The following is a 13,033-nucleotide window of genomic DNA, read 5'->3' as shown; positions in this document are numbered from 1 at the left end:
CAAAATCTCTCCTTGCCTTCGCCGTCGAAAAAGAGTTTGTCGCCGGCGGGCCACATCCCCCCAACGGGATGCAGTCCATCTGTAAGGATGGGAGACATCGATATGACGACCCTCGCCAAGCCGGCGATCCGCCCGGCTCGCCCCGAGTTCTCTTCCGGCCCCTGCGCCAAGCGCCCCGGCTGGACCCCCGAAAATCTCAGAAACGCCGTCCTGGGCCGGTCGCACCGCTCCAAGCTGGGCAAGGGCCGCCTGAAGGCCGCCATCGACCAGACGCGCGAAGTCCTGGAGGTCCCCGCCGACTTCCTGATCGGCATCGTCGCCGGTTCGGACACCGGCGCCGTCGAGATGGCGATGTGGTCGATGCTGGGCGCCCGCCCGGTCCAGCTGCTGGCCTTCGAGTCCTTCGGCAAGGACTGGGTCACCGACGTCACCAAGCAACTGAAGCTGCCCGACGTCGAGGTGCTCAGCGCCCCGTACGGCCAGCTGCCCGACACGTCCAAGGTCGATCCGGCCAAGGACCTGGTCTTCACCTGGAACGGCACCACCTCCGGCGTCCGCGTCCCGAACGCCGACTTCATCTCGGCCGACCGTGAAGGCGTCGTCATCTGCGACGCCACCAGCGCCGCCTTCGCCCAGGACCTGGACTGGACCAAGCTGGATGTCGTCACCTTCTCCTGGCAGAAGGCCCTGGGCGGCGAGGGCGCGCACGGGATCCTGATCCTGTCGCCGCGCGCCGTGGCCCGCCTGGAAAGCTACACCCCGGCCTGGCCGATGCCGAAGCTGTTCCGCATGACCAAGGCCGGCAAGATCGCCGCCGACATCTTCGAGGGCGCGACCATCAACACGCCGTCGATGCTCTGCGTGGAAGACGCGCTGGACGCCCTGAAGTGGGCCTCGTCCATCGGCGGCCTGCAGGCCATGCAGGCCCGCGCCGACCAGAACCTGGCGGTGCTGGCCGACTGGGTGGCCAGGACCCCGTGGGTCGAGTTCCTGGCGGCGACGCCGGACATCCGCTCCAACACCTCGGTGTGCCTGAAGGTGGTCGATCCCACGATCGCCGCCCTGCCGGAAGACGCCCAGGCCGACTTCGCCAAGAAGCTGGCCAGCCTGCTGGAGAAGGAGGGCGCGGCCCTCGACATCGGCGGTTATCGCGACGCCCCGGCCGGCCTGCGCATCTGGTGCGGCGCCACGGTGGAGGCCTCTGACCTTGAGGCCCTGACGCCCTGGCTCGACTGGGCCTTCGCCACCGTCTCGGCCGAACTGGCCGCCGCTTAACAGCTTAGCGCCCTAGAGCCCCCTCCGTCGGCTTCGCCGCCACCTCCCCCAGAGGGGGAGGATCGCCGAGCTAGATGCTCCCCCTCTGGGGGAGCTGTCGCGGAGCGACTGAGGGGGCTTTCCCACGCACGAAATTCTCCGCAAGGAATCGCACACATGACCGCTCCCCGCGTCCTCATCGCCGACAAGCTTTCCCCCGCCGCCGTCGACATCTTCAAGAACCGCGGCGTCGCCTTCGACATCAAGACCGGCCTGTCGAAGGACGAACTGATCGCCGTGATCGGCGACTATGACGGCATCGCCATCCGCTCGGGCGCCAAGCTCGACAAGGACGTGATCGCCGCCGCCCACAAGCTGCAGGTCATCGCCCGGGCCGGCATCGGCGTCGACAATGTCGACATCCCGGCCGCCACGGCCAAGGGCATCGTGGTGATGAACACTCCGTTCGGCAACTCGATCACCACGGCCGAGCACGCCATCGCGATGATGTTCGCCCTGGCCCGCCAGTTGCCCGCCGCCGACGCCTCGACCCAGGCCGGCAAGTGGGAGAAGAACCGCTTCATGGGCGTGGAGCTCTACGCCAAGACCCTGGGCCTGATCGGGGCCGGCAACATCGGCGGCATCGTCGCCGACCGCGCCCTGGGCCTGAAGATGAAGGTCGTGGCCTACGACCCCTTCCTGAGCCCCGAGCGCGCCATCGAGATGGGCGTCGAGAAGGTCGAGCTGGAAGACCTGCTGGCCCGCGCCGACGTCATCACCCTCCACACCCCGCTGACCGACAAGACCCGCAACATCCTGTCGGCCGAGAACCTGGCCAAGACCAAGAAGGGCGTGCTGATCGTCAACTGCGCCCGCGGCGGCCTGGTCGACGAGGTCGCCCTGCGCAAGCTGCTGGACGAAGGCCACGTGGGCGGCGCGGCCTTCGACGTGTTCGTCACCGAGCCGGCCAAGGAAAACCCGCTGTTCGGCTCGGACAAGGTGGTGGCCACCCCGCACCTGGGCGCCAGCACCACCGAAGCCCAGGAGAACGTGGCCCTGCAGGTCGCCGAGCAGGTCAGCGACTACCTGCTGACCGGCGCCGTCACCAACGCGCTGAACAGCCCCTCGATCACCGCGGAAGAAGCCCCCAAGCTGAAGCCGTTCGTGGCCTTGGCCGAGAAGATCGGCGCCCTGGCCGGCCAGATGGTCGACTTCGGGGTCAAGGCCATCGACATCGCCTTCGAGGGCGAGGTCGCCAACCTCAACGTCAAGCCGATGACCTCGGCCGCCCTGGCCGGGATCCTCAAGCCGATGCTGGCCGAGATCAACATGGTCTCCGCCCCGGCCGTGGCCAAGGAGCGCGGGATCACTGTCTCCGAAAGCCGCCAGGAGGTCAGCCCCACTTATGACAGCCTGATGCGCATTACCATCACCACCGAGAAGGGCAAGCGCGCCTTCGCCGGCACGGTGATCGCCGGCGCGCCGCGCATCGTCGAGGTCAAGGGCATGGAGCTGGACGCCGGCTTCTCGCCGGCCATGCTGTACATCAACAACCTGGACAAGCCTGGCTTCATCGGCGCCCTGGGCATGCTGCTGGGCGAGGCGGGCGTCAACATCGCCACCTTCAACCTGGGTCGCGTCTCGGCCGACGAGGACGCCATCGCCCTGGTCGGCGTCGACCAGGCCCCGGACGAGGCCCTGCTGGCCAAGATCCAGGCCCTGCCGCACGTCAAGGAAGCCCGCGCCCTGACGTTCTGATGACGTCTTCCTTCTCCCCTTGCGGGAGAAGGTGTCGGCGCAGCCGACGGATGAGGGGTCTCTCAGAAGTAGACGCCGCGTCCAGCCTGACCGCTGGGCGCGGCGTTTGCGTTCGTGCGACCCCTCACCCGACGGTCCTCCGGACCGCCACCCTCTCCCGCAAGGGGAGAGGGATCGGGGTGCAGAAGCCGTGCACCTGGCGAGGGGATATGGCGAAGTCCGCGCCTGGCCATTTTCAAGCCTCACCGGACCGGCTAGGTGCTGGACACCAGCCAGGAGCCCCGATGTCCCTTCGCGCCCGCAAGATCAACCGCCTGGTCTTCATCGTCTTCCTGGCCGCGTCGGCCTTCGCCCTGGCCAAGGCCCTGCTGCCGGACAACGACAGCCTGGGCCTGATCCCCTGGGACAAGGCCAAGCACTTCCTGGTCTTCTATGTGCTGAGCATCCTGGCCAGCCTGGCCCTGCCGCAGAGCCGGCTGCATCGGGTCGGCCTGGTGCTGCTGGCCTTCGGCGGGGCGATCGAGGTGCTCCAGGCCCTGCCGATCGTCCATCGCGACGCCTCGTGGTTCGACCTGCTGGCCGACGCCTGCGGGATCAGCGCCGCGTTGGGACCGATGCTGGTCAGCCAGTGGTGGCGCAAGACCGCGCGGTTCTAGGGGGGGGCGTCCAGGGACGAGCGGTCAGGTGTTCAGCGCCCTTGGGCCGCTGACGAAGGGGCTGTCTCGACGGTAGAAGCGCAGGACGCGGTCGGCTTCCTTCGAAATCCCGATCCGGAGGCTTTGTCCGATCTCGCCGGCCTCCCGGTCGCCATGGGCGAGCCAGAGCGGGCCTTTGCGGCACAGGTCCAGCCCGTCGGCCCAGGCCTGGATCCCCAGCGCCTGGGCCAGCCTGCCTGGGCCTCGCGCCAGGTCGCGCAGCCGGCCGGTCCCGCGATTGCGCTGCATGACGGCGATCCCTTCCAGCGGTTGCAGCGCGCGGATCAGGACGCCGGCCCCGGTTCCGGCCGCCTCGCTCGAGACGTTCAGCATCCACGAGGTTCCGTAGTTGAGATAGACGTAGGCGTGTCCGGGCTCGAGGAACAGCGAGCGCGTCCGCGGCGTCGCGCCCCGGAACGCATGGCCGGCGGCGTCGCCGACCACATAGGCCTCGGTCTCGACGATGGCGCCGCTGACCACGCCTTCGGGTGTTTCCCGCACCACCACCTTGCCGATCAGAAAGCGGGCGAGGGCGACCGTGTCGACCGGCAGCTCGGCGCGCGCCAGCGGCGAGGTCATCGGGCGATCTCGCCGCGACGGGCGAACGGGGCGCGCCGAAAGGGCATGGGGGTTCCGGAGGCAGGGGCCGGGCTCACGGCCGTTTGACGCACCATGACGGGCCCGACTTGACTCTCCAAGCCGGGAAGATCAGAACAAAAGTGGAACATGTGTTCCTTGGGAGTGTGTGGAGATGGCCGGGGCGAAGCCCGCCCTTTCGGCTTTGAGAGCCCAGATCGCCGCCCTGGAGGCGGGGACTCGGACTCCGCCTTCCGTCCTGCCGTTCGGCGATCCGCGCATCGACGGCTGCTTCCCGGCCGGCGGCCTGCCGCGCGGCGGCTGGCACGAGGTGGGCGGGGCTGGACTGGAGGAGGAGACCAGCGCGGCGCCGGCCGCGTTCTCGGCCCTGATGCTGCGGCCGCTGGCCGCCCGGGGCGCGGTGGTCTGGGTGATGCGGCGCGCCGACCTGCATGCGCCGGGCCTGGCTGGGCTGGGCTTTCCCACCGGCCGCCTGATCCAGGTCAGGGCCCGGGACGAGGCCGAGGTGCTGTCGGTGCTGGAGGACGCCCTGGCCACGGTCGGGGTCGCCGCCGCGATCGGCGAGGCGGAAAGTCCGGACCTCAAGGCCGGCCGCCGCCTGCAGCTGGCCTGCGAGCGGCGCGGCGCGACCGGGGTGCTGCTGCGAAGACGGCCTTATGGCGGGGCGGCGGGCAAGATCCGGGAGGTCTCCGGCGCGGCCGCCCAGACCCGCTGGCGCATCGCCGCTGCTCCCAGCCAGCCGCCGCCCGGCCTGCCGGGCCTGGGCCTGCCAGATTTGGGCCCGCCGCGCTGGCGGGTCGAACTGGAACGTTGCCGGGGCGGGCGTCCCGGCGCCTGGATCCTCGAACAAGCGGAGGCCGCCGATGGCCCGCATCCTTTCCGTCTGGTGTCGAAATTGGCCGATCACGACGTGGCGGCGGAAGCAGCCCCGGCCCCCTCAGTCGGCTTCGCCGACAGCTCCCCCAGAGGGGGAGCAGCCCCCTCAGTCGGCTTCGCCGACAGCTCCCCCAGAGGGGGAGCAGCCAACGCCGCCTAGATCCTCCCCCTCTGGGGGAGGTGGCCCCGAAGGGGCCGGAGGGGGACCGCCCCCGCCGCTGGCCCTGGTCGCCGCCGAGGGCGGGACCCGCCGGCTGGCCGCCGTCGACGACGCGGCCGCGGCCCTGGGCCTGCATGTCGGCCAGAAGGCGGCCGACGCCGCGGCCCTGGTCCCGGACCTGCTGACCGCCGATTACGACCCCGACGGCGACCGCGCGGCGCTGGAGATCCTCTGCGACTGGTGCGTGCGCTTCTCGCCGGCCGTGGCCATCGACGGGCTGGACGGCCTGTTCCTCGACGTCGAGGGCGTCTCGCACCTGTGGGGCGGCGAGGCGGCCATGCTGGACGACCTGCTGGCGCGGCTGGAGCGCTGGGGCGCGCCGGCCCGGGGGGCGATCGCCGACACCCCCGGCGCGGCCTGGGCCCTGGCCCGCTACGCCAAGGATCGCACGATCGCCCCGACCGGCGGCCAGGCCCCGCTGCTGGCCCCGCTGCCGGTGGCGGCTCTGCGGCTGGACGAGGCGGCCCAGGCCCAGCTGCCGCGCCTGGGCCTGTTCCAGGTCGGCCAGCTGCTGGCCCTGCCGCGCGCCCAGCTGGCCCGGCGGTTCGGGCTCTCGACGGTGCTGCGCCTGGACCAGGCCCTGGGCGCGGCCCGCGAGGCCCTGGTGTTCCGTCGCCCCGCCACCCCATGGTTCGACCGCCTGGCCTTCTTCGAGCCGATCAGCGCCCTGTCCGACCTGGAGCGGGTCACTGGCGACATCTGCGCCCTGCTGTGCGCCCGGCTGGAGGCCGAGGGGCGGGGCGCGCGGCGGTTCGAGCTGGTCTTTCACCGACTGGACGGCAAGGACCAGCCGGTGCGGGCCGGCCTGTCGCGCCCCGGCCGCGACGCCGCCCGGATCGCCAAGCTGCTGAAGCCGAAGCTGGACACGGTGGATCCGGGCTTCGGGATCGAGGTCGTCACCCTGTGGGCCGCCGAGGTCGAGCCGCTGTCGAGCGCGCAACGCGGTCTGGACGCCGACGATATCGACCTGAAAGGAGGCGTCGGCCTGGGGGAGGGCCTGGCGCCGCTGGTCGACCGGCTGGTCAACCGCCTGGGCCAGGACCGGGTGTGGCGGGCCGATCCGCATCAGAGCCACGTGCCGGAACGCGCGGTGGTCCGTCGCGCGCCGCTGGACCCGCCGTCCGAAGACGCCTGGGATCCGGACCGCCCCCGGCCCGCCCGCCTGCTGCGTCGTCCCGAGGCGATCGAGGTGACGGCCAAGCTGCCCGACGACCCGCCGGTCCAGTTCCGCTGGCGCGGCAAGTCGCGTCGGGTGCGCCTGGCCGAGGGACCCGAACGGATCGGCCAGGAATGGTGGCGCAAGGCCTTCGACGAGGCCGGGCCGGGCAAGGTGCGCGACTATTACCGGGTGGAGGACGAGACGGGCGAGCGCTTCTGGATCTTCCGGGCCGGGCTGTACGGCGACGGGGAGACGGTCCCGAAGTGGTGGTTGCATGGCCTGTTCGGGTAGCGGCGCACTTGCCCCCACCTGGCGGCTTCGCCGCCTGTCCGCCCCCATAGGGGGCGAAGCCTCGCCCGAAGGGCTCTTCCCCCTATGGGGGAGGAGGGCCGAAGGCCCGGAGGGGGCAAGTGTGCGCCCATGAAAACCCCCGCCTACGCCGAACTCCAGGCCACCACCAACTTCTCGTTCCTGCGCGGGGCCTCCCACGCCCAGGAGCTGATGCTGACCGGCCAGGCCCTGGGCCTGAGCGCCGTGGGCGTCGTCGACCGCAACAGCCTGGCCGGGGTGGTGCGGGCCTGGACGGCGGCCAAGGACCTGGACATCCGCGCCCTGACCGGCTGCCGGCTGGACTTCATGGACGGCACGCCCAGCCTGCTGGTCTACCCGTCCGACCGCGAGGCCTTCGCCCGTCTGACCCGCCTGCTGACCGTGGGCCAGCGCCGGGCGGAGAAGGGCGAGTGCCACCTGTCCTGGAAGGACTTCCTGGAGCACGCCGACGGCCAGCTGGCCCTGGTCGTGCCGCCGGCCCGGCTGGACGAGGCCTTCGAGGCCGACCTGGCTCGCATGGCCGGCGCGCTGCGCGGCCGGGTCTGGCTGGCCGCCAGCCGGGCCTACGCCGCCCAGGACCTCAGGCGCCTGACGCGGCTGGACGAACTGGCGCGCGAGGCCCGCGCCCCGATGGTCGCCACCAACGACGTGCTCTATCACGGCCCTGAGCGGCGACCGCTGCAGGACGTGCTGACCTGCATCCGCGAGGGCTGCACGATCACCGAGGCCGGCTTTCGCCTGGAGGCCAACGCCGAGCGCCACCTCAAGACGCCCGCCGAGATGGCCCGGCTGTTCGAGCGCTGGCCGGGGGCGGTGGAGCGCACGGTCGAGATCGTCGAGCGCATCGGCTTCGACCTCTCGCACCTGAAGGAGCAGTACCCGGACGAGCCCGTGCCGCCCGGCATAACGGCGATGCAGCACCTGACGGACCTGGCCTGGAAGGGGGCGGCCTGGCGCTATCCCGGCGGCGTCCCGCCCAAGGTCCAGGACAACCTCCGCACGGAGCTGGGCCTGATCGCCAAGATGGACTACCCCAACTACTTCATCACCGTGCACGACATCGTCCAGAAGGCGCGGGCGATGGGGATCCTGTGCCAGGGGCGGGGCTCGGCCGCCAATTCCTCGGTCTGCTACTGCCTGGGGGTGACGGCGATCGACCCCATGGAGCACCGGCTGCTGTTCACCCGCTTCATCTCGGAAAACCGCGGCGAGCCGCCCGACATCGACGTCGACTTCGAGCACGAGCGGCGCGAGGAGGTGATGCAATATGTCTATGAGCGCTATGGCCGGGAGTACGCCGCCATCTGCGGCACGGTGATCCACTACCGCCCGCGCAGCGCCATCCGCGACGTCGGCAAGGCCCTGGGCCTGACCGAGGACATCACCGCGATCCTGGCCAACACCGTCTGGGGCAGCTGGGGCGACGGCCTGCCCGACGAGCACATCCGCCAGACGGGCCTGGACCCGAGGAACCCGCAGATCGCCCGGGCCATCGCCCTGGCCACCCAGCTGCTGCAGTTCCCGCGCCACCTGTCGCAGCACGTGGGCGGCTTCGTCCTGACCAAGCGGCGGCTGGACGAGACCGTGCCGATCGGCAACGCGGCGATGAAGGACCGCACCTTCATCGAGTGGGACAAGGACGACATCGACAGCCTGAAGCTGATGAAGGTCGACGTGCTGGCCCTGGGCATGCTGACCGCCATCCAGCGGGCCATGACGATGCTGCGCGTCGACCACGGCCTGGACTGGCTGCAGGACCTGGCCGACGTGCCCAAGGAGGTCGAGGGCGTCTACGACATGCTGTGCAAGGCCGACAGCGTCGGGGTCTTCCAGGTCGAGAGCCGGGCCCAGATGTCGATGCTGCCCCGGCTGAAGCCGAGGAAGTTCTACGACCTGGTGATCGAGGTGGCGATCGTCCGGCCCGGGCCGATCCAGGGCGACATGGTCCATCCCTATCTGAAGCGGAAGAACGGCGTCGAGCCCGTCGACTGGCCGCATCCCGCGCCCGAGCACGGCCCGGAGAACGAGTTGCAGGAGATCCTGGGCAACACCTTCGGCGTGCCGCTGTTCCAGGAGCAGGCCATGAGCCTAGCCATCGAGGCCGCCAAGTTCACGCCCGACGAGGCCGATGGCCTGCGCAAGGCCATGGCCACCTTCCGCAACCTGGGCACGCCCGCCGAGTATCGCGACAAGTTCGTCGAAGGCATGGTCCGGCGCGGCTATCAGCGCGACTTCGCCGAGCGCTGCTTCAAGCAGATCGAGGGCTTTGGCCACTACGGCTTTCCGGAAAGCCACGCGGCCAGCTTCGCCAAGCTGGTCTATGTCTCGGCCTGGATCAAATGGGCCTGGCCGGACGTGTTCTGCGCGGCCCTGATTAATTCCCAGCCGATGGGCTTCTACCAGCCGGCCCAGCTGGTGCGCGACGCCCGCGAGCACGGGGTCGAGGTGCGGCCCCCGGATATCCTGGCGAGCGACTGGGACTGCACGCTGGAGTTCCCCTCCCCCTCGATGGGGGAGGGGCTGGGGGTGGGGGTGACTGCGGCGGTGGGACGCTCCACGGCCGCGCTCCGCCCGGAACCGCTATCACCCCCATCCCCGACCCTTCCCCCATCAAGGGGGAAGGGAGATGTACGAGCCGACAAGCTCTTCAATCCCGACACCCGCCCGTTCTGGAAGGCCGTCCGCCTGGGCCTGCGACAGGTCAAGGGCCTGAAGGAAGACGACGCCAAGCTCATCGTCGAGGCGCGAAAGACCGGGGCCCGGACGCCCGCCGACTTCGTCCGCGCCGGGGTCTCGCAGCGCGGGCTGGAGCTGCTGGCCGAGGCCGACGCCTTTGCCGGGGCGGGCCTCTCCCGCCGCGACGCCCTGTGGGCGGTCAAGGGGCTGAAGGGCGAGGCCCGGGTCGACAGCCAGGCGCCGCTGCTGGCCGGCCTGCCGCTGTTCGAGGACGCCGTCGCCCTGCCGGCCATGGCCTTGCCCCAGCAGGTGGCCGAGGACTACCGCACCACCAGCCTGTCGCTGAAGGCCCATCCGCTGCGGTTCTTCCGGCCCCAGCTGGACCGGCTGAACGTCACCCCCGCCGAGCGGCTGAAGGGCGTGCGCGACGGCCGCAAGGTCTCGGTGGGCGGGCTGGTGCTGATCCGCCAGCGGCCGGGCACCGCCAAGGGCGTGGTGTTCCTGACCCTGGAGGACGAGACGGGCGTGGCCAATGCAGTGGTCTGGAAGGACTGTTTCGATGCCCACCGCCGCACGGTGATGAGCGCCTCGTTCCTGGTCGTCCACGGCAAGGTCCAGGCCGCCGACGGCGTCATCCACGTGGTGGCCGAGGGCTTCACCGACCTGTCGGCCCAGCTGGCGCGCATGAAGCAGGATCCCGAAGCCCCGGCCCCCACGGTGCGCATGCGAACGTCTGGACGGCTGCAGCGGAGCCGGGATTTCCACTGAGGAAGCCGGTCGTGGGGCGCCCTCGGCCTCGGCCGGACAGGTGATCTTCGCCGGCCGTGGCGACGGCTTATGGCCTGCGGTCGCCCAGCCGGCATGTTTCAGCCGGACGAGGGGTGAGGATCGCTTCGCCGAACGTGTGCGTCGACGTGCAGGGGCGGCGCCTCCTGGCGTCCGTAGGCCGCTTACGCTAACAGGCGGTAAGGTGCGCGGTAGCGGGGCGTGATCAGGGCGTTGGCTTCGGCGTCGCCCTTGAACTGGCCGGCCATGGCGTCCCAGTGGACCTTGCGGCCCGTGCGCCAGGCGACGTTGCCCATCTGGCAGACGGTGGCGGTGCTGGCCGCCGATTCGATGGGACAAGCCGGCGTGCGGGCGCGATCCTTCACACAGGCGATGAAGTCCGCCGTGTGCCGATCAAGCCCGTTGTCCGAGGCCTTGGTGACGGGAATTTCCCGGGTCAGGGGCTGGCCATCCCTTATCTCCGGCGAGACCCACCACTGGCCGCGGTCCACCACCAGCGTGCCCGTCTCGCCCACGAAGGCCACGCCGTGGTCACGGCCGCCGTAGGGGCCGCGACTGATGCCGACCGCATGCTCCCATTCCACCGAATAGTCGCCGAAGTCGAAGATGGCGGTCTGGGTGTCCGGCGTCTCCATGGCCGAGTCCGGGTAGCCGTACGCGCCGCCCAGCGAACTGACGGAACGCGGGGCCTGGGCCTTCATGCCCAGCAGGGCGATGTCCATCAGGTGGACGCCCCAGTCGGTCATCAGGCCGCCCGCATAGTCCCAGTACCAGCGCCAGCTGAAGTGGAAGCGGTTGGGATTGAAGGCGCGCTGCGGCGCCGGGCCAAGCCAGCGGTCGTAGTCGACGCCCGCGGGCGGCGCCTGATCCGGCTGGGGCGCGACACGCTTCATCCAGCCCATATAGGCCCAGGCCTTGACCTTCCGCACCCGGCCGACGCCGCCGGACTGCACATGGGCGATCGCGTCCGCCCAGTGCTGATTGCTGCGCTGCCACTGCCCGACCTGGACGACGCGGTTGTGGCGCGCCTTGGCGGCGACCATCGCGCGGCACTCGGCGATGGAGTTGCCGAGCGGCTTCTCGCAGTAGGCGTCCTTGCCCGCCGACATGGCGTCGATCAGCTGGAGCGCATGCCAGTGGTCGGGCGTGGCGATGATCACCGCGTCCACCGACTTGTCGTCCAGCATGCGGCGATAGTCGTCATAAAGCCGCGGTGCGCGGCCGGAGGCCTTCTGCAGCTCGCCGCCCCGGTCGGCGAGAACCCTGGCGTCCACGTCGCAGAGGGCGACAGGGGCGACGTCCGCCCCCTTGACCATCGCGGTGAGGTTCGACCAGCCCATGCCCTTGCAGCCAATCACGCCCACCTGGACCTTGTCGTTGGCGGACACGCCGCGGCGGCGCCGGGCGAAGGCCTCGCCGAGGGGCGTCACCGTGGCGGCCGAAGCGACCAGGCCGCCCACGAGGAGCGTGCGACGATCAAAGCTGGCGGTCATCCTGGTCTCCCCTGGGTGGTGTTCCGATACTGGTAACGCGAAAACCGCCCCTCGCAAGGCCGGCAAGCGCCCCGCCGCCTACAACTTCACGGTGCTTCCCTCGCGGGCCGAGCGGTAGATCGCCTCGATGATCCGCATGTCGCGCAGACCTTCCTCTCCGGAGACGATCGGGGAGCGAGCAGCCGCTATGCAGTCGGCCATGTGGTCCAGCTGGCCGGCGAACTGGGTCTTCGCCGGTCCGGCCGGCGGCGTGATCTCCTGCGAGCGGCCGTCCTTGCCGGTCCAGAGGCGATTGCCATCGTACCGGGTCGCGGGTTCCAGCTCGATCCGGCCCTTGTCGCCCATCAGCAGGACATGGTTCTGGTTGGCGCTGTAGGTCGACAGGCAGCTGGCGATCGCCCCGGAGGGAAACTGGAGCAGCCATTCGATCATGTCCTCCACCTCGGCGAACCGGGGATCGGTGCGATCGGTGGATTCGCGGGCGGTGACGGCGACCGGCTCCTCCCCGGTCATGTAGCGGGCGGCCTGCAGGCTGTAGATTCCCATGTCCATCAGCGACCCGCCTCCCGCCAGGGCCTTCTTCAGCCGCCACCGGGTCGGATCGCCCTGTACGAAACCATGCTCGGAGCGCACGTAGCGGATACGACCCGCGGCGCCCGCCCGGGCCAGGCGCATGGCCTCCAGGTTGGTGGGCTCGAAATGGCAGCGATAGCCGATCATCAGCTTGCGTCCGGCCGTCTTGCAGGCGGCGATCATCGCCTCGCATTCGGCGACAGAGGTCGCCATCGGCTTCTCGCACACCACGTGCTTGCCGGCCCTGGCGGCGCGGATCGTGTATTCGGCGTGCATGGAATTGGGCAGGATCACATAGACGACGTCGACATCGGGATTGTCGCGGATCCTGTCGAAGGTCTCGTAGGAATAGACCGAGCGCTCGGGCACGCCGTAGCGCGCGGCGGTCGCGCGGGCCTTGGCCGGATCTCCGCTGACCACGGCGGCGACCCGGCTGTGCGCGCAGTTGACGAACTGCGGCAGGATGACGTTGAGGCCGTAATAGCCCAGGCCGACGATGGCGTAGCCCACCTTGCGATCGCCGGCGGCCCAGGCCCGTCCCCCGGCCGAGGCGACGGCGAGCGAGGCGGCGGCGAGGAGGAGGTCGCGGCGTCCAATGTTCATGGTCGTAATCCCG

9 protein-coding genes are annotated in these 13,033 nt (G+C 70.4%); 6 read left to right on the top strand and 3 right to left on the bottom strand.

Translation table 11 applies throughout. The features are described 5' to 3' along the window. Positions 1–102: 102 nt before the first annotated feature. The 3 genes from EV278_RS19560 (at position 103) to EV278_RS19550 (ending at position 3,668) form a co-directional block, all read left to right on the top strand. Positions 103–1,275 carry a phosphoserine transaminase gene (locus EV278_RS19560; RefSeq protein ID WP_132095159.1) on the top strand — a complete coding sequence of 391 codons (1,173 nt, stop codon included), beginning with the start codon at positions 103–105 and terminating at the stop codon, positions 1,273–1,275. Positions 1,276–1,431: 156 nt separating this feature from the next. Continuing rightward, positions 1,432–3,012 carry a phosphoglycerate dehydrogenase gene (gene serA / locus EV278_RS19555; protein ID WP_132095157.1) on the top strand — a complete coding sequence of 527 codons (1,581 nt, stop codon included), beginning with the start codon at positions 1,432–1,434 and terminating at the stop codon, positions 3,010–3,012. Positions 3,013–3,296: 284 nt separating this feature from the next. Continuing rightward, positions 3,297–3,668 (top strand): VanZ family protein, encoded by a 372-nt coding sequence (locus tag EV278_RS19550; RefSeq protein WP_132095156.1) that lies wholly within the window; start codon positions 3,297–3,299, stop codon positions 3,666–3,668. Positions 3,669–3,692: 24 nt separating this feature from the next. On the opposite strand, the gene EV278_RS19545 is transcribed toward EV278_RS19550, so the two are convergent. Beyond that, on the bottom strand, positions 3,693–4,286 hold the full coding sequence (locus tag EV278_RS19545; protein WP_132095154.1) for a DNA-3-methyladenine glycosylase: 594 nt from the start codon (positions 4,284–4,286) through the stop codon (positions 3,693–3,695). A 172-nt stretch (positions 4,287–4,458) separates the two neighbouring features. On the opposite strand from EV278_RS19545, the gene EV278_RS19540 reads away from it, so the two are divergent. The 3 genes from EV278_RS19540 to EV278_RS19530 all read left to right on the top strand — a co-directional run bounded on the left by EV278_RS19540 (position 4,459) and on the right by EV278_RS19530 (position 10,333). Then, positions 4,459–5,340: a protein imuA gene (locus EV278_RS19540; RefSeq protein ID WP_243692275.1), complete on the top strand. Its 882-nt coding sequence runs from the start codon at positions 4,459–4,461 to the stop codon at positions 5,338–5,340. Positions 5,341–5,398: 58 nt separating this feature from the next. Next, positions 5,399–6,850: a DNA polymerase Y family protein gene (locus tag EV278_RS19535; protein WP_243692278.1), complete on the top strand. Its 1,452-nt coding sequence runs from the start codon at positions 5,399–5,401 to the stop codon at positions 6,848–6,850. A 129-nt stretch (positions 6,851–6,979) separates the two neighbouring features. Beyond that, the gene (locus tag EV278_RS19530; RefSeq protein WP_132095152.1) at positions 6,980–10,333 is read left to right on the top strand and encodes an error-prone DNA polymerase; all 3,354 of its coding nucleotides are present in this window, start codon (positions 6,980–6,982) and stop codon (positions 10,331–10,333) included. Positions 10,334–10,515: 182 nt separating this feature from the next. Here the strand turns inward: EV278_RS19530 and EV278_RS19525 are convergent, their stop codons facing one another. Together EV278_RS19525 and EV278_RS19520 are read right to left on the bottom strand one after the other, a co-directional pair. Beyond that, positions 10,516–11,844 carry a Gfo/Idh/MocA family oxidoreductase gene (locus tag EV278_RS19525; RefSeq protein ID WP_132095150.1) on the bottom strand — a complete coding sequence of 443 codons (1,329 nt, stop codon included), beginning with the start codon at positions 11,842–11,844 and terminating at the stop codon, positions 10,516–10,518. A 78-nt stretch (positions 11,845–11,922) separates the two neighbouring features. Then, entirely contained in the window at positions 11,923–13,020 is a 1,098-nt protein-coding gene (locus EV278_RS19520; RefSeq protein WP_132095148.1) for a Gfo/Idh/MocA family oxidoreductase, read from the bottom strand. Positions 13,021–13,033 lie beyond the last annotated feature (13 nt).

The organism is Caulobacter sp. BK020, assembly GCF_004342605.1.
Taxonomy (GTDB): domain Bacteria; phylum Pseudomonadota; class Alphaproteobacteria; order Caulobacterales; family Caulobacteraceae; genus Caulobacter.
Note: the sequence above shows the minus strand (reverse complement) of the source record. Positions and strands in the feature narration are given on the sequence as shown.